Origin of the sequence: Pseudoalteromonas sp. BMB (assembly GCF_001709235.1) — a bacterium.
In the GTDB taxonomy this organism is placed as follows: domain Bacteria; phylum Pseudomonadota; class Gammaproteobacteria; order Enterobacterales; family Alteromonadaceae; genus Pseudoalteromonas; species Pseudoalteromonas maricaloris.
In genome coordinates this window covers 1-16,896 of record NZ_MBQA01000192.1, presented here as the reverse complement: position 1 = coordinate 16,896, position 16,896 = coordinate 1, and the positions used below count along the sequence as shown (strand labels likewise).

Annotated in this window: 14 protein-coding genes; 4 read left to right on the top strand and 10 right to left on the bottom strand. The window is 42.1% G+C overall.

The window, feature by feature from the left end; all coding sequences use genetic code 11:
• The first annotated feature begins 20 nt into the window (after nt 1-20).
• Nucleotides 21-416, top strand: a complete 396-nt coding sequence (locus BB427_RS17755) for a helix-turn-helix domain-containing protein (RefSeq protein ID WP_069022300.1) — start codon at nt 21-23, stop codon at nt 414-416.
• A gap of 22 nt (nt 417-438) precedes the next feature.
• Here the strand turns inward: BB427_RS17755 and BB427_RS17750 are convergent, their stop codons facing one another.
• Nucleotides 439-1,095: a M48 family metallopeptidase gene (locus BB427_RS17750; protein ID WP_069022298.1), complete on the bottom strand. Its 657-nt coding sequence runs from the start codon at nt 1,093-1,095 to the stop codon at nt 439-441.
• A gap of 226 nt (nt 1,096-1,321) precedes the next feature.
• On the opposite strand from BB427_RS17750, the gene BB427_RS17745 reads away from it, so the two are divergent.
• Nucleotides 1,322-2,302, top strand: a complete 981-nt coding sequence (locus BB427_RS17745) for an ion channel (RefSeq protein ID WP_010606522.1) — start codon at nt 1,322-1,324, stop codon at nt 2,300-2,302.
• A gap of 17 nt (nt 2,303-2,319) precedes the next feature.
• Here BB427_RS17745 and BB427_RS17740 read toward each other — a convergent pair whose 3' ends face one another.
• The gene (locus tag BB427_RS17740; RefSeq protein WP_045989065.1) at nt 2,320-2,961 is read right to left on the bottom strand and encodes an HD domain-containing protein; all 642 of its coding nucleotides are present in this window, start codon (nt 2,959-2,961) and stop codon (nt 2,320-2,322) included.
• A gap of 127 nt (nt 2,962-3,088) precedes the next feature.
• Between BB427_RS17740 and BB427_RS17735 the strand changes: the two genes are divergently transcribed.
• Entirely contained in the window at nt 3,089-4,279 is a 1,191-nt protein-coding gene (locus BB427_RS17735; protein ID WP_010375545.1) for a class I SAM-dependent methyltransferase, read from the top strand.
• Nucleotides 4,280-4,339: 60 nt separating this feature from the next.
• On the opposite strand, the gene BB427_RS17730 is transcribed toward BB427_RS17735, so the two are convergent.
• The 7 genes from BB427_RS17730 to BB427_RS17700 form a co-directional block, all read right to left on the bottom strand.
• Entirely contained in the window at nt 4,340-4,630 is a 291-nt protein-coding gene (locus BB427_RS17730) for a PilZ domain-containing protein (RefSeq protein WP_010375543.1), read from the bottom strand.
• A gap of 9 nt (nt 4,631-4,639) precedes the next feature.
• Nucleotides 4,640-5,023, bottom strand: a complete 384-nt coding sequence (locus tag BB427_RS17725; RefSeq protein WP_010375541.1) for a response regulator — start codon at nt 5,021-5,023, stop codon at nt 4,640-4,642.
• An 81-nt stretch (nt 5,024-5,104) separates the two neighbouring features.
• Nucleotides 5,105-8,998, bottom strand: coding sequence for an ATP-dependent RNA helicase HrpA (gene hrpA / locus BB427_RS17720; protein ID WP_069022296.1), 3,894 nt, complete (start codon nt 8,996-8,998; stop codon nt 5,105-5,107).
• A 153-nt stretch (nt 8,999-9,151) separates the two neighbouring features.
• Nucleotides 9,152-9,580: a CBS domain-containing protein gene (locus tag BB427_RS17715; RefSeq protein WP_010375537.1), complete on the bottom strand. Its 429-nt coding sequence runs from the start codon at nt 9,578-9,580 to the stop codon at nt 9,152-9,154.
• A gap of 85 nt (nt 9,581-9,665) precedes the next feature.
• Complete coding sequence (locus BB427_RS17710) at nt 9,666-10,694, bottom strand: isoaspartyl peptidase/L-asparaginase family protein (RefSeq protein WP_069022294.1); 1,029 nt, start codon at nt 10,692-10,694, stop codon at nt 9,666-9,668.
• A 317-nt stretch (nt 10,695-11,011) separates the two neighbouring features.
• Nucleotides 11,012-11,722, bottom strand: coding sequence for a SapC family protein (locus BB427_RS17705; protein WP_010375531.1), 711 nt, complete (start codon nt 11,720-11,722; stop codon nt 11,012-11,014).
• Between the two features lie 149 nt (nt 11,723-11,871).
• Entirely contained in the window at nt 11,872-12,576 is a 705-nt protein-coding gene (locus BB427_RS17700; protein ID WP_069022292.1) for a SapC family protein, read from the bottom strand.
• A 64-nt stretch (nt 12,577-12,640) separates the two neighbouring features.
• On the opposite strand from BB427_RS17700, the gene BB427_RS17695 reads away from it, so the two are divergent.
• The gene (locus BB427_RS17695; RefSeq protein WP_069022290.1) at nt 12,641-13,633 is read left to right on the top strand and encodes a cupin-like domain-containing protein; all 993 of its coding nucleotides are present in this window, start codon (nt 12,641-12,643) and stop codon (nt 13,631-13,633) included.
• Between the two features lie 16 nt (nt 13,634-13,649).
• On the opposite strand, the gene BB427_RS17690 is transcribed toward BB427_RS17695, so the two are convergent.
• A complete protein-coding gene (locus BB427_RS17690; RefSeq protein WP_069022288.1) occupies nt 13,650-16,307 on the bottom strand; it encodes a TonB-dependent receptor in 2,658 nt (885 codons plus the stop codon).
• Nucleotides 16,308-16,896: the final 589 nt, after the last annotated feature.

The following is a 16,896-nucleotide window of genomic DNA, read 5'->3' as shown; positions in this document are numbered from 1 at the left end:
ACTTTAAGTCAAGGGAAAGAATGGATATCAGTGAAGTTGCAAAGAAGTCAGGTTTACCCGCATCCACGCTTAGATATTATGAAGAAAAAGGACTGATCCGATCGGTTGGTCGACAAGGGCTCAAACGTGTTTTCCCCCCTTCGATACTTGAACGTCTAGCGCTTATTACACTAGGCAGAAACGCAGGCTTTTCGTTAGATGAAATAGCGGACATGTTTACCCCTGAGGGTAAAGCGGATATTGATAGGGTGAAGTTACAATCCAAAGCGGATGAATTAAATGAAACCATTAAGCATTTAACTGCAATGCGAGATGGCCTCTATCACGCTGCCAAATGCCCAGCGCCAAGCCATTTTGAATGTCCGACATTTCAAAAGCTGTTAAAACGCGCGGCAAAAGCGAGGCCCGAGAAATAATAGGCATAAACAGGACACTATGCTAATGCTCAATCATCAAGTCACGACCGTGGTCACGTAAATAACGCCGAGCCATTTTATGGTCGTGGCCATAGTGCTTTGTTACCAAGCGCCAAAATGCGCAATTGTGTGCCATGACATGAAAATGGCAAAGTTCGTGCACTACCACATAATCGATTACCCACTTAGGCGCACCAATCAAAAGCGTATTAAACGCAAGTACGCCTTTAGATGAAAAACTGCCCCAGCGGCTTTTATAAACGCGTATTTTTAGTGTATCAAAGCGAGCTTGAATATCAGGTTGATAGCGCGCAATAACCATATCTACATAGTCATTTAGCGTTTCGCTTAACAGCGCAACTAATTCACGCCATTCATTTTTGACAGCCTTAAGTAAAACCCTTTTGTTATCAAAATCAATTACAGAGGTCGTGCTTTCGCCTCTTTGAATGGTAAAGATCTCGCCGAATACTTGCACAATTCCTGTTTCCAGTGGCCGAGGGCTCTCAGGTATGACTTTTAGAGCAAGCTTTGATTTTATCCAATCGGATTTGCTTTCCACCCAATTATGTAACCAGCGCTCGCAAATTTGCTCTGGCGCATACACAAATACTTGGCCAGCTTTTATTTTTATCGCAACGCTCTTACGCTTTCGGCTTTTCTTCAATTGATATTGCAAGGTAACAAATTCTTAGTCACTAAAGCATGCATTATAATATGAGCAACTTATCAGAGTCACTGCAAACGCCATGTAAGATGATGAATTTGACCAATGATGGCAATAAACTCATCAATAGTGTGGTTTCTAACACTCTATAAATTAGAAAGATTTTTTCGTTAAATCACCGTATTTATTATTTTTGCTGCTACGCTTAATGAAAAAGGCATTTTGATTTAGGCAAGCTATGGCTGATAAACCCATTTGCCAATATGTGTCACCTGAGGGAAAAAAATGCAGTGAAATCGATATGGGCTCAGGTTACTGCTTTTGGCATGACAATAAATTCGATAAAGGTGGCTTAGAGCTAAGCCAAAAGCTTGAACGCTACGCCAAGCGCGGCGGTTTGCTGCAAGGCTTAGAGTTGAAGCGGGCCAATTTAGAAGGGCTCAATCTTGTTAACTTTGAAAATCATCATGGCTATGATCTATCTTATAGCAACTTTTATCGTGCCAATTTGAAAGGGGCGCACCTGTTTAATAATACCATTAAGCATGCGTCGCTAATGAAGGCCGACTTGAGAGAAGCAAGTCTGCACTGCTGTAATTTAGAAAGCACCAATTTGCTCGGCATAAAGCTTGAAAACACCCGTATCGATAATATGGAACTCGGCGAGCAATTACTGCAAGAGCAGCAAGCTTTTGAAGCTCGTAGAAACCGAGCCAAAGAAGACGCGGAAGACTTGTTTCTACAGTCCGAAGAGATCTATCGTTTACTACGTAAAGGCGCGGAAAACCAAGGACTATTTGAAATGGTTGGGCGCTTTACATACAAAGAGCTGCGCATGCGGCATGCCCAGTATCCACGATTTTCAAAACGTCACCTTATTTCCAGCTTTGTCGACTTATTATGTGGGTATGGAGAAAAGCCGGAAAATGTCATTCGCTTCAGTTTAGGTATGATAATTACCTGTGCATTTTGCTATTTTCTATTTGGCGTTTCGTTTCAAGACCAGATAATGCAACTGGACTTAGACAACAGTGTATCTGAAAACGTCATGGCGCTGCTGAACAGCTTTTATTTTAGTGTTGTTACCTTCACAACCTTGGGTTACGGGGATATTACGCCTGTGGGGATCTCCCGGCTGATCGCAGCGGTAGAGGCTTTTACCGGTAGCTTTTCATTAGCGCTATTTGTGGTGGTTTTTGTAAAGCAAATGACGAGGTGATACTCATCTCGTCATTTTTAATCCGCTATTTCTGATTTCAGTTGTTCTAAAAAATCCAGCATATATTGGGTGCGGGCTTGTGCCTGCTCACGGGCTGCGGTGGTATGCATGTTATCTTTAATATGCAGCAGCTTAATGAAGAAGTGATCTAAGGTATATTTAGTATCGTCAGCTTTTCTGTGCTCACAAAAAGGGTCTTCTACATTGTAAAGATTACGCGCTATCGCCCCACCTACTTTCATACAGCGGCTAACACCTATCGCCCCTAACGCATCCATTCTGTCTGCATCTTGGACAATTTTGGCTTCTAATGTCGTGGGTGTGACACCGGCGCTAAAGCTGTGTGCAACAATGGCGTGGTGAATAGCCTCTAGTTTATCCGTGTCGTACTTCAACTCTGTTAGGAAGGCAACCGCCTTATCTGCAGCTAATTTAGACGCCAGCGGCCTATCTGGATGATTTTTTGCTACGGCAACACAATCATGTAACCAAGCGGCAGGGATCACCACAGCAGGATCCGCCCCCTCAGCTTCGCAAAGTGACTTTGCGACTTTAACTACACGCTTGATATGAGACAAATCATGGGCAGTATCTGCACATGGAGTCGACAGCATAAACTCTTCACATGCTTTTTCTAATTCATGCATTTTTAACGTCATTAAGCTCAACTTTTATTAATATCTGACAAATAAACCCACACAAATTCAGCGGGAAAGGCATTACTGATTGTATGTTGCCACACCCTTCACTAAAATGGCAGCTATCAGGAAAGATTAGAGAAAATATATGACTTGCGCGCTATATCTGCAACCTGGCAGAGAAAAATCCCTTAACAGAAAACACCCTTGGGTTTTCTCAAAGGCCATTAAAAAAGTAAAAGGTAAACCCGCCCTTGGCGATACCGTCAAGATTTACAGCAATGAGGGTAAATACCTCGCGACAGCCGCTTACAGTCCAGACTCTCAGATCCGAGCCAGAATTTGGACATTTGATGAATCACAACATATCGACCAAGCGTTTTTTGAGCAAAAACTCGCACGGGCACTAGCAGCCAGAGAATATGTTATCGCTGAAGGTGGTTTAACTGGCTTTAGATTGTGTGCCGCAGAGTCAGATGGGCTACCAGGTGTAACAATTGATAAGTTTGATAACTACTTGGTTTGTCAGTTGCTAAGCGCTGGTGCCGAGCGCCACAAAGGCGAAATAGTAATGGCATTGCAATCACTATTTCCTGATTGTCATGTTTACGAGCGCTCAGATGTTGATGTGCGCAAAAAAGAAGGCCTTGATAAAATTACCGGACCGCTTGCAGGCGATGCACCAACCGCACCAGTCCTTATAAGCGAAAATGGTTTAAAGATTGAAGTCGATATCATCGGCGGCCATAAAACTGGCTTTTATCTAGATCAACGCGACAGCCGAGCCGCGTTAGAACGCTTTGTAAAAGACAAAGAAGTGCTTAACTGCTTCTGTTACACCGGTACATTTGGCCTTTATGCGCTGCGCGGTGGCTGTAGTAAAGTAATCAACGTTGACGTATCGCAGCCAGCACTCGACACAGCTAAACGCAATGTAGAACATAATGAACTAGACTTATCGAAAGCTGAGTTTGTTAAGCAAGACGTGTTCAAACTACTAAGACAATATCGTGATGAGGGTCGTCAATTCGATACTATCGTGATGGATCCACCAAAGTTTGCAGAAAGTAAGGCGCAGCTTAACGGTGCTTGTCGTGGCTATAAAGATATCAATATGATTGCCATGCAGATATTAAAACCAGGAGGCACATTACTCACCTTCTCATGTTCTGGCCTTATGGAACAAAACCTGTTCCAGAAAGTCGTTGCAGACGCTGCGCTCGATGCCGGTAAAGAATTGTTGATTATGGAAAGGCTAAATCAAGCAGCCGACCACCCTATTGCGGGTAATTATCCAGAAGGCTTTTACCTAAAAGGCCTAATTTGTAAGGTCTATTGATTTAGCAATTTATAGTGGTATCGGAGGAAACTTCAATACCACCTTTAGGGCTTAGGTAATCTAATTAAACTTGGTGATTTCAAGCCCTACAATCCACTGCTCGTCCTGTTCTTGACTACAGCGGATCACGGTCGCGTGAGCACTAAGTGGCTGGATCATATCGCCACTGGAATCAATGAAAATGTCAACGGTTGAATTTGCTTCAATTGGGTCGCTCACTGTCACCGACAACCCTGTGGCGCTTAAATCGTGACAAACTCCTTGGTGCACTTTACCCGACTCAAGCTCGGTTAATTTTGCAACTGCATCCACCGACATACGCATAAAACGGCGTTTATCTTCATTGATCATATAATGCTCCTACACCATTGATTTTATTTTTTCTAATAGCGATTGCATTGAAAATGGCTTTACCACATAGGCATCGCAGCCGGCATCGAATCCCGCTTTTTGTTCTTTTTCGGACTCTAAACCAGATACCATTAATACAGGAATGTCCTTCGTCTCTGGTGTATTTTTCAACATTCGACAGGTGTCGTAACCGTCAAGGCCCGGCATACACACATCAAGCAAAATAGCATCTGGAGGATCAGCAATCGCATTAGACAAGCAACTCGTGCCCGAGTTTGCATAGCTCAGCTCAAACGCCCCTGACAGCGCCACTTCGAGCATTTCATAGTTAAAATACTCGTCGTCGACCACTAGCAGATGCGGTGCATTTTTCCTTTTCTCTCGTGTGGACATATTCAATGCCGCTTCCTTCTCACAATCCAAAACTTTACTTCCTCATATAATAAAGTAACTGTCGTACTCTAAAATGCAAGTTTATATTTCGCACTCTTTTATCGAATTCAGAACGCGTTTAGCCGAAATTGGGTAAGCCGTTCCTAATGTTTGAGCAAACAAAGACACGCGAAGTTCCTGTTGCATCCAAAAAATATTTATAAGCGACTCTGGTACAGGTAATCCAGAAGGAATTTTTGCCAACTTGTCTTGATAGGCCGCAGCAACTTTTTCCAATTCTAGTACACACAGCCTATCTCTGTTTGGATCTACCGCAAGTTTTTCAAGCCTTTTTTCAATCGCTTTCATGTAACGCAAAATATCAGAGATTTTGTCAGCACCATGAGCGGTGACAAAGCCTTTAAAGATAAGACCGGATAACTGAGATTTTATGTCACCGTGCGCGGTGATCATCGTGAGATCCACTCTGCCTTTCATACGCTTGTTAATACTGTGGGCAATACTAAGCACAGCCTCAACTTGCTTCGCAATTTCAACTACAGTGTCACCTAGCTCAGCTCGAATGTGTTCTTTGGCTTTTTCAAACGCGACGTCATCTCTGATCTCACCAAATGCACGCAGCAACTTATCAACCCCAGCTTGCGTACAGTCATCAACTAAATCATACACTTTACCAAAGGGGTTAAAGTACAATCCTAACTTAGCCTTATTTGGTAAGTGTTGCTGCAGGTATTTAACAGGCGAAGGAACATTGAGTAGCACAAGACGGCGCAATCCTGCTTGATGCGCCGCTTGGGCTTTTACTTCGTTATCAAACAGTTCTATAGCCGCACTTTGCTTTTTATCGACTAATGCAGGGAAAGCCTTAATCTCATAATTGCCTTGCTTTTTAGTATATTGCTCTGGCAGCTCGCCAAAATCCCACTGCTGAATATCCGTCTGCTCAATCCCTTGCTCTGCCACTTGCGAAAGCGTCTCGGTCACTTGCCCTTGCAACCTTGCCTTAAGTGCCAATAAATCAAAGCTATGGGCTATCACCTTGCCTTTGTCATCAACTACCTGAAATTGCATTTTTAAGTGCGGCTCAAGTGAACTAACGTCCCAATCTGACTCGGCGACTTTGACACCTGTCATTCTGAGTAAACGGTTGGACACCGCTTCTATAAATGAGCCTTGCATTACCTCAACGGCGGCAAGCACAGCATCGGCATAATTTGGTGCTGGCACAAAATTACGTCTTAAGGTCTTCGGCAGTGACTTAATAAGCCCACAAACCAGCTCATGTCTGAGCGCAGGGATATGCCAATCAAAACCTTCATCTTGAACTTGGTTTAATAATGCCAGAGGAATATTGACCACCACGCCGTCTAGTGCTTGGCCTGGGTCAAAGTGATAACTGAGAGGCAAGATCAAATGCCCTTGCTGCCACGTATCTGGATAATGAATATCCGTGATATGCTCGGCGTCATGCTTCATTAACAGATCGCGCGTCATATGCAAAAAGCGTTTGTCTTTTTGCTTTTGTGAACGCCACCATTTACTAAACGCAGCACGATTATTTACGTCTTGTGGAATTCGATCGTTATAAAACGCAACCACATCTTCTTCGTCGACTAGGATATCGCGACGCCTCGCTTTATCTTCAAGCGCCTGCACTTCTTCAACCAATTTTTGGTTTGCGCTTAAAAAACCTTCGCTCTGGCCAAGTTGACCGTTTGCTAACGCTTCACGAATAAATATCTCTCGGCTAACCACAGGATCAATATCGCTATACACCGTGCGTTTGCGGCCAACGATGATCAAGCCGTATAAGGTTTGTTGTTCAAATGCGATAACCGCTCCAGCCTTTTTCTCCCAATGCGGCTCGCTATAGCTACTATTAACTAAATGCTTGGCGAGCGGTGCAATCCAATTTACATCGATCTTGGCGTTAACCCGAGCATAAAGTTTACTGGTTTCCACAAGCTCCGCAGACATCAGCCACTTAGGGCTTTTCTTAAACAGTGTTGAACCGGGGAAAATATGAAATTGGCTGTTACGTGCGCCTTTAAAAACTTGCTTTTGCTTTTCGTCCTTCACACCAATATGGCTAAGCATACCGCTTAGCAATGATTGATGGACAGCCTCATCACTTGCAGGACTGCTATTTATTTTAAAGCCGAGCTCCTCACATACCGTGGTCAGCTGATATACAATATCTTGCCACTCACGTACGCGCATATAGGCCAAAAAGTCTTTTTGGCATTGCTTTCTAAACTGGTTGCGCGTTAGTGCTTGCTGCTGCGCTTCGATATAATTCCATAGGTTTAGATATGCAACAAAGTCAGAGTGTTCGCACTCAAAGCGATTGTGTTTTTCGTCAGCTGCTGCACGTTTGTCTTGAGGACGCTCTCTTGGGTCTTGAATAGACAGTGCCGCAGTGATCACTATCGCTTCCCAAAGCGCGTTGTTTTGTGCCCCTGACATCACCATCTTGGCAAGCCTTGGGTCTATGGGTAAGCGACTTAGTTTACGACCTGATTCTGTGAGCTTGGCTTTTTCTCTGCGCTGTGCAGGAACTATCGCCTCCAACTCTTCAAGTAACGACATACCATCTTTGATATTACGGCTATCAGGCGCTTGTACAAATGGGAATTGACTTATATCACCAAGTCCAAGTGCCAGCATTTGCAAAATAACCGAAGCTAAATTGGTTCTTAGAATTTCAGGATCGGTAAACTCAGGACGCCCTAAAAAGTCGTCTTCAGAATATAAACGAATACAAATACCGGATGCCACACGCCCACATCGACCTTTACGCTGGTTTGCACTGGCTTGTGATACCGCTTCAATCGGTAAGCGTTGCACTTTGGTTCGATAACTATAGCGGCTTATTCTCGCAGTACCCGGGTCGATAACATAGCGAATACCTGGTACGGTCAATGACGTTTCTGCAACGTTTGTAGACAATACGATGCGCCGTTGGCTATGGGGCGCAAAAATGCGGTTTTGTTCGGCATTAGACAGGCGCGCATACAAAGGTAAAATCTCAACGCCTTTTAAATTGCGTTTTGCCAGCGCGTCAGCGGTGTCACGAATTTCACGCTCACCGTTCATAAATACCAAAATATCCCCAGGTCCTTCGGCACAAAGCTCATCAACCGCATCAAAAATGCCCTGCAATTGGTCATTTTCTGCTTCGCCATTTTGTGAGTCTACATCTTCAACTGGACGGTATCTCACTTCTACTGGATAAGTTCGCCCTGACACCTCAATAATAGGTGCGTCACTAAAATGTTTGGAAAAACGCTCAGGATCAATGGTTGCTGAGGTGATAATCACTTTAAGATCTGGACGCTTCGGCAACAGCTGCTTTAAATAACCCAGAATAAAATCAATATTCAGGCTACGCTCGTGCGCTTCATCAATGATGATTGTGTCGTACTGGTTGAGGAATCTGTCTTGTTGAATCTCTGAGAGCAAAATACCGTCGGTCATCAGTTTTACGTATGTATTGTCAGAGACTTGATCTGAGAAGCGAATTTTAAATCCAACTTCTTGCCCCATCTCGCAGCCAATTTCCTCTGCGATACGGGTAGATACGCTTCTTGCCGCTAGTCTTCTTGGTTGTGTATGACCAATATAGCCATCCACGCCTCGACCTAACTCTAAACAAATTTTAGGCAGCTGCGTGGTCTTCCCCGAGCCCGTTTCACCGGCAACAATAACCACTTGGTTATTCGCAATGGCTGCTTTGATGTCGTCTTTTTTCTGGCTGACGGGTAGTTGCTCAGGATACTCTACTGCTGGAATATTGGCACTTCTTGTTACCTTTAATTCTTGGCTTTTTGCAATCGCAGCCGCTACTTTTGCGACTACCTGCTTTTGCTTTTCTTGATCGGTAATTTTTTTCGCACCATGAAGGCGCTTTTTGAGGATGAAGTGATCCTTTTTAAGACATGAATTTAGCTCTTTGAACAGCGAGTCAACCTGCACTACACGACACCTTGTGATTACATAAAACGTCGTGTAGTTTATCAAATCAGATTAGACGAACCCAACTAAATTTGGTTAAGAATTGAGATTTTTGCTGTTATTCTCAAGGCAACTCCTCATGGGTTACCTTAACAGCTCGTAAATTTCATCGCTTTATACGTAGCGGTGCCCAGAGACATAAGCATCATGTAAATGCTTATCCAACGCTAATAACACGTTTGCACGACTGATAACCCCAAGTAAGCGCCCTTCATCGTCAACTACCGGGTACACTTTGGGCTTATTGCAAATCATCAAATCTGCCATTTGCACTATGCTGTCTTCGCGTTTTACACACAGAGGCTCTTTTGTCATCACATCGGACACCACGCTATGAGACTCATTTTGATAGGTCGCCTCTAACATTTTTTTAAGACAATCCTGCTCAGATAAAAACCCAATAACCCGCCTTGCTTCGTCTATAACCGGCCCGCCCGACTGGCCGCTTTGTAGCAGCTTTTCTACAGCTGATTCTACGCGCATGTCCTGTTTGAATGTTACGGGGCGATGATTTAAGTAGTCTGCGACTTTTATTGATTGCATTGCTCATCTCCATTAAAAACGCCAGCTATCATGATAATAGTAGCTGGCGTTTGAAGAACTTGCTTAGTCTCAACGAAATATTGTTTTACTCACTATAAATACCAACATAGGTCTGTGTTGTTGACGACTTGCTCGCACGATACATTCCAGCGGTATTAAATGGCATGCTAATATTTCCTTTAGGGTCAACTATGATCACCCCTCCCGTGCCACCAATTGGATATAGCGTATCAAAAATCACTTCTTGCCCCGCTTTTTCAATCGACTTGTTTTGATAAGCGACACGAGCACAAATATCAGCTGCTACATTATATCGAATAAAATACTCGCCATGTCCCGTTGCTGAAACAGCACAAGAGCGGTTATCCGCAAATGTGCCCGCACCAATCACCGGTGAGTCACCTATCCGTCCGAAGCGTTTAGCCGTCATGCCACCAGTTGACGTTCCAGCCGCTAAATTCCCCAGTTTATCAAGTGCGACAGCCCCCACAGTTCCCATCTTATATTGGCTCTCTAATTGTTGGTGTGCCGCCTGATAGTCTTTGGTCGCCGCTTCTTTCATCTGCAATCGCTTTTTCGCCTTTAAGAGCGATTGATAGCGAGCATCGGTGTCAAAATAGCTGTTTTCCACTAACGTAAAACCGCGTTTCTTAGCAAAGTCTTCCGCACCTTCACCACTTAGCATGACATGTACTGAGTGCTGCATCACTTCTTTTGCCAGGTTGATTGGGTTTTTAATGTGCTTCACCCCCGCCACAGCGCCGGCTTGGCGATTACGACCATCCATGATTGATGCATCTAGCTCATGCCCTTCATCATAAGTGTACACGGCTCCCTTACCAGCATTAAAAAAAGGCGAGTCTTCAAGAATGTTAATGGCTGCCGTTACCGCATCAAGGCTTTCTCCACCTTGTTCTAGTACCTTATACCCCGCTTCAACGGCTTCTTTTAATTTAGCTTTGTATTGTTTTTCTTTTTCTGGTGTGAAGTTACTGCGCTCAATCGTACCAGCTCCTCCATGAATGGCGATCGCAAACGGTGGCGCTTTCTCGTCAGCGACAGCAGCTGTCGCCGACAAGGCTAATAAGACTGCTAGCAAAGAGATTTTTTTCATTTTTATACCTTGGTTCGTTGTTAAACTTCAGCATGAGGTGAATTTTAGAACGATGCAAGCTTTCGCGTTAAAATACTCCTTTCAACTCAACAAGAAGAACGCCGAGCAGCGTATAACTGCCGTTGGGAAACACGCTCGGTCTGGATCCCTCGTGGCGGTTCATACTGCCCTATTCCAAACGCTAAGTAATACCAATTTGTCTTAATACTTGCTCAATTTGAAGGAGCAAATTGGTGTAGCAGTTATAAAATAGCATCCACAAAAAAAGCGCTTCCTCTGGAAGCGCTTCTATCGAATCGTTCTATATCTATAAGCGATTAGCTCGCTTCGCGCTGTGCCTTCATACGTGCAAGGCGCGCTACTTGATGTGTAGAAGTTAAGAATGCGAAGATCGGTGCTAAATAGCCACGTTTACGTAGCTCTAGGAAATCTTCGTCACCTAATTCATTTAACTTACGCTCATCCACAAGGTAGATACCGTTGATGTCTTTCTTCTCACCACGAATTTCTACCGTTAGCGTTTGTTGAACTAGAAGCTCTTTGTCAGCAAGATACTGAGTAAACGCTTCAGTTACGCGAGCAAACTCAACATAGCTAACTAACGCTTCTTTACGACGACCTAGATATTCAGTTTCTTTACCGTCTTCGAAAAGCGCATTACCTTCTTCTTCACCAACTAGCGGGCTTGCTTCGTCAATCACAATACCAAACTGATCTTGCTCTGGGTGTTTAACCAAGCCAAACGGGTAACGTGCTGCGGCCATTGGCACAAAGCTGCCTGTCCACTTGTCACCGTCTACAAATAAGTTTTCACCTGGCTGAAGACCAAACATAGCAACCGCTTGAAATTGACCTGATTCAGTGTTTTTAACAAACGCCATTGGGAATTCTGTCGCTACGCGCGCGAACTCATGCGCCACTACAGGCATTAAGTGCTGAGTTTTAAGGAAATCAACGTTCACGCCATTTTTTACTTTGATGTTAGCGTGCTTTTCGTTGTGTAAAGGCTGCACTTGTTGTTCCGCCATAATACTGCTCCATTATTTTACGTATTTGTTACTTTATTTATTGCCCTAAGGCTAGCGGTTTTCGGGGCAAATTGGAAGTTAAATTTATCTTACTCGTTACCCTACATATATTTCACGACTAGACGAGAACGCACTCTTCTCACTTAATGTCAATGATTAGCCGTGGCTGATAAATCAATAACTCTTTGAAGCTGACCCAGCGATAGTAAATGTGCGTGTACTGCTTCTAGCATGCCTGATTTCTGCAAAGACAATAGAGATTCATCATCGAGAGAATTTAGAAGCTCCCTATCGACTGAATATAGTCCCCCAATCTCTTTCTTCTCACCATTCCCCAAATCAAACTTAAAACTAAACTCCGTCAACAAACCAAGTTCGGACAAACGATTAACAAATTGAAACGACAGCTCATCTTGACGATACAACTCCTCTAATTGCGAATGTCTTAACTTAAGGAAGTCCGAAAGTTCACCCGAATCTTGAAACAACGGCTCTCCAATCCCTGAACTATTTAATGCCGAAGCGTGAATTGCCAAATATGTCTTTTCATCTGAGGTTTTTGCTAGGACGAATGGATACTTCACTAAATGTTGAGGAATATATGGCGATTCAAACCTATTACCACGATAAAACGCATTTTTTCCGGTCTCAAGCCCAAGAATTGCTATCATTTGAAATTTAGCATCGCCACCAGACTTAATGAAACAAATAGGAAAATTCAGCGCTGCTTTTGCTACTTCACTTGGTGTTATAACCACCAAGTGCCGCTCCTTCGAATGCAATAAGTCAGTATCTAACTTAGCATAAAATTTTTTATGTTTTCCCGCATCAATGATTTCATATTTTTCTGACATCACACACTCAATTAATATGTTAAAGTAATAATTAAATTAGCATGTAAATATACAATTTAAAACCATGAAAATTCAAAAAATAAAACCATCAGATGTTGAAGACTTAAAAACATTCATTGAGAACAATAATTCTCCGATAATAATATCAGAACTATTTAAAGACTGGCCATATGTTGAGTTAGCAAAGGATTCTCCATCACATTTACTTAGAAAGTTACTTAGCATTGCTTCTAAGAAATTGGTAGATACTTTATTAATCGAATCTAAACATAAAGGACTAATCAGCTACGCGAGCGAAGATTACGAAAGATTCACATTCAAAAAATTTCAAGTTCCACTCAAAGCAGTGTTAAAAAGATTGATTGTTGAAAAGCGAGATGAGCACAGTGAAGACATTGCAGTTCAAAGCGCATTAATAGAGCAATGCCTACCATCTTTTCTTACACAAAATCCATCTCCAAATTTTCTATCTGAAATTTCTCCCAGAATATGGATTGGAACAGCAACAACAGTTCCTGGACATTACGACACCTCTCATAACATAGCATTGAATGTTTGTGGTAAAAGAACATTTTATTTACTCCCTCCAAATGCAATCCCTAATATCTATGTCGCCCCGATAGATCGCGCCATAACAGGGCCTGCTATTAGCCTTGTCGACTTCGAAAATCCTGATTTGAGCAAATATCCTAAGTTTAAGAACGTACATAAAGATGTTCAAATTGCAGAACTGGAAGTGGGTGAGGCCTTATATATCCCTCCTATGTGGTGGCATAATGTTAAATCACATGAAAGAGCTAATATTCTAGTAAACTATTGGTGGGAAAATAAAACTGCATCCGAGCTAACATCTACTGAAAGTTTAATCCACGCAATTCTCACCATTAGAGCACTTCCAAAATATCAGAGAGATGCCTGGAAAGAAGTATTCAAACACTATGTTTTCGATAGAAAAGACGATGTCTTTGACAAAACATACAAAGGGATTCTTTCTAATAGTCAGGAAGAAATAAGAAAAGTTGAAGACATATTATTAAAAAGAAATGCCGCTAAATAGCGGCATTTTAATAATATTAGAAACGGAAGTTTGCACCTAGTACAAATCGACGACCATTCTGGTATATAGATAATACTCTTGCTTCATCAGTATTATATTCTATGACCTCTTCATCAGTCAGGTTAATACCTTCAAATACTAATGAGATATTTTCAGTTACGTTGTATGTCGCACTAAAGTCCAATTGGCCATAGTCATCATTCCAAAGCTCCGTACCTGAAGAGTGTAAACCTTTATACCATTTTGTACGGTAGTTATACATCGCTCGAACCGCAAACAGATCATCTTCATAGTAACCTGAAATATTTAACATATTCTCAGAAGCTCCCATTACTAAGCCAGACCCCGGTTTTAGGACATCTCTTTCACCATCATTATTAGCATCAGTATAAGTATAGTTTGCTGATACACCAAAACCATTGTCAAAACTATGTTGAATAGAGGCTTCTAAACCCGTTGTTGTTCCCCCTGCCCCATTCTCAGGCCGAGTAACAGTTACAGGAACCCAACGTTGAGTTTCTTGATCATAAAACTCTTGGCTCGAAGTACCAGATGTTTGGTAACTCTCAATATCTTTGTAGAATAGCGTTATTGCAAGTAACGATGCATCACCGAAGTAATATTCCCAAGCAGCATCAAACTGGTTAGCTACTTGTGGATCTAGATTTGGATTACCAGCCTGTGCAGTTGGATTATCTTCACCAAGATCGCCAGGTGCGGTAATTGGTGAAATATCAAAGAAATTAGGACGCGCCATCGTTCGTGCCGCAGACAACCTCACAATTTGATCTTCAGCTAAGTCATAAGATAAATTGAAGTTTGGCAAAATCTCGGTGTAGCTACGTGATTCAGTTTTCCACTCTAATGTAGAAGGTGTTAAATCACCATTGAGGCCAGGGTTTTTGACAGTTAATAAGCCCCAAGAATCTGAAGAGAACAGATAACCAGAAGAATCTTGCTCAGTCTTAGCAACCCTTACACCTATGTTGCCTCGGAAACTTTCTCCAGAGAAATCACCCTGAACATAGAAAGCCGTTTTTTGCTCAGCTACTTCAAATATTTCTGGTAAATTTTTGTGAATTGCATAGGAAGCATTTGGGCCTAACCCTAATTCCAACATACGATCACTGTTGTGTATCAACTGTTGAGTAATATCACCATTGACAACGTCAGCACCAACAGTATCAGTGCCTCTAGAAAGGTCACAATCCGCAAGCGTACTACATTGATTAGCCAAGATCTGGTTCATGTAATTATCACTCTCACCATCGTTAGCTAAACCCCAATGCCAACTGTAGGCATTTCTGTCTTGCGTGCGTTTGTGATCACGATATTTTGCACCAACTTTAATTGATGTAAACGCACCAAGTTCGACCGGGAAGTCAAAGTCTACCTGAGCATAAGACTCTTCATCTGTTGTTGGTTTATTCCCACCCCAGATCCAGCCACCGTTAAATTTAGAAGGGTCCGTACCATCAATACCAGCGTTTACTGTTGGAGTACCATCAGTTAGATCAAAGTTGTAATCTCCCTGCCCGCCGTATTCCCAAGAAGTTTCATTTAATGTTCCACCCTCCGCTTCAGTCGTACCAAGCTCCACATTCATTGAGAATGAATCCGTTGCAAAGTCAATGTCTAAATGAATTGAATTAGTATCCGTGCTTGAGATACGGTTGATATGATTCCAACGAACATCACCACCGCCAGTGCCTTTTAATGCGTTGCCATCACTAAACGAAAGCTCGGCCTCTGACCCAGGATTCATCAATAGAAAGTTTGAATTGGTATTATTCACATCCATATTTGAATCAAGTATGTTTAAAGTCGCACTGAAATCGTCAGATGGTGCAAATTGAATCGAGCTGAAAAATGTTGTTCTTTCACGATCTTGGCGGAAAACAGGAACCCCCATAGTACGAGGTGTATAAGTTCCATCACCTTGAACATCCCAACCAAGTACCTCAAAACCTTCACGACGAACTGTACGATCAGCTTTTGAACCAGAAATTAAAATACCAAATTGCTCACTTTCATTCTTCCATGAATAAAGTGCTTCAATTGATGGATCATGTTCTTCCGCTACTTCTGAGTATTGGCTCTGCAAGCTTAACTGAACAGTACCAGAATCCAAATCAAGAGGCTTGCGTGTATTTAGAATTACTGTACCACCAATTGAGCCTTCATCAATACGCGCTTCAGGAGATTTATATACTTCCAAGCTACTTACCAATGAAGACGGAAGCATTGTAAAGTTGAAACTACGAGAAGGGTTATCCAAGATAAACCAGTCAGCTGTACCAACATTTTGTCCGTTTAATAGAGTGCGGTTTTTAGTTGGATCTGAACCTCGAACAGTAATCTTTTCACCTTCACCAAACTCACGGCTAACCCCTACACCAGTAATACGAGATAGAGATTCCGCAACGTTTTTATCCGGAAACTTACCAATATCTTCTGCTGTTATCGAATCAACAACAGCGTTTGCGAATCTTTTGTTATTAATGTCCGCCTTACTGGAAGCGCGAATACCACGAACTTCAATGACTTCTACGTTTTCTTGTACTTGATTTTGGCTTTGACTTTCTTCTGCAACTACAACGCCTGAAAAGCCCGCACCTAGTGCGATGCTGACGTTAACTGCAAGTAAGCTTTTTTTGAAATTATTAGCTAACACAGGATTCCCCTTGAATCATTTTGTTGGTTTTTTAAATCACTTCTGCCCAGTGATGATGACAACGCTGTCATCTAATAACAAACCATACACCCTAAATTACATATTCGCTACAATTTTTTTGGCCTGTTATTCAAAAAATATTCATATAGATATATATCTTATTGATAAATATAAATTTAAATATGACCAAGATATGGTTTGTTACAAAAACGATTGGAGAATAGCACAAAAAATTTTGCTGCTGTAGGGTTTTAAGATGGAATTGTCTCAATAAAGGGACATTTTAATAATCTGAATACACACAAGGGGATGTGTATTCAATTCCCTCATCAAGCTTGGGCAGAAGCTAAAGATGAGAATCAATATCAATGACAACGCTGTCATTATAGATTTATCTGTAAGTACTGTCTAGTTCTTTTAAGAGAATTTTTTATGACAAAGGCTTATAAAATCTACGATTAGCGAGTTAGCTATCACTATCTTTTGCACAAATTTGAATACCCTATTACGGGACTTATTGATTTTCTAATGATCGTATATTGAATCAGTAAAATTTATTGCTTTTATTCGTAAGAAGTAAGAAGTAAGA

Coding starts and splice junctions, on each gene's coding strand:
- BB427_RS17755 (WP_069022300.1), top strand. CDS start 21: ATGGATATCAGTGAAGTTGCAAAGAAGTCAGGTTTACCCGCATCCACG.
- BB427_RS17745 (WP_010606522.1), top strand. CDS start 1,322: ATGGCTGATAAACCCATTTGCCAATATGTGTCACCTGAGGGAAAAAAA.
- BB427_RS17740 (WP_045989065.1), bottom strand. CDS start 2,961: ATGACGTTAAAAATGCATGAATTAGAAAAAGCATGTGAAGAGTTTATG.
- BB427_RS17735 (WP_010375545.1), top strand. CDS start 3,089: ATGACTTGCGCGCTATATCTGCAACCTGGCAGAGAAAAATCCCTTAAC.
- BB427_RS17730 (WP_010375543.1), bottom strand. CDS start 4,630: ATGATCAATGAAGATAAACGCCGTTTTATGCGTATGTCGGTGGATGCA.
- BB427_RS17725 (WP_010375541.1), bottom strand. CDS start 5,023: ATGTCCACACGAGAGAAAAGGAAAAATGCACCGCATCTGCTAGTGGTC.
- BB427_RS17715 (WP_010375537.1), bottom strand. CDS start 9,580: ATGCAATCAATAAAAGTCGCAGACTACTTAAATCATCGCCCCGTAACA.
- BB427_RS17710 (WP_069022294.1), bottom strand. CDS start 10,694: ATGAAAAAAATCTCTTTGCTAGCAGTCTTATTAGCCTTGTCGGCGACA.
- BB427_RS17705 (WP_010375531.1), bottom strand. CDS start 11,722: ATGGCGGAACAACAAGTGCAGCCTTTACACAACGAAAAGCACGCTAAC.
- BB427_RS17700 (WP_069022292.1), bottom strand. CDS start 12,576: ATGTCAGAAAAATATGAAATCATTGATGCGGGAAAACATAAAAAATTT.
- BB427_RS17695 (WP_069022290.1), top strand. CDS start 12,641: ATGAAAATTCAAAAAATAAAACCATCAGATGTTGAAGACTTAAAAACA.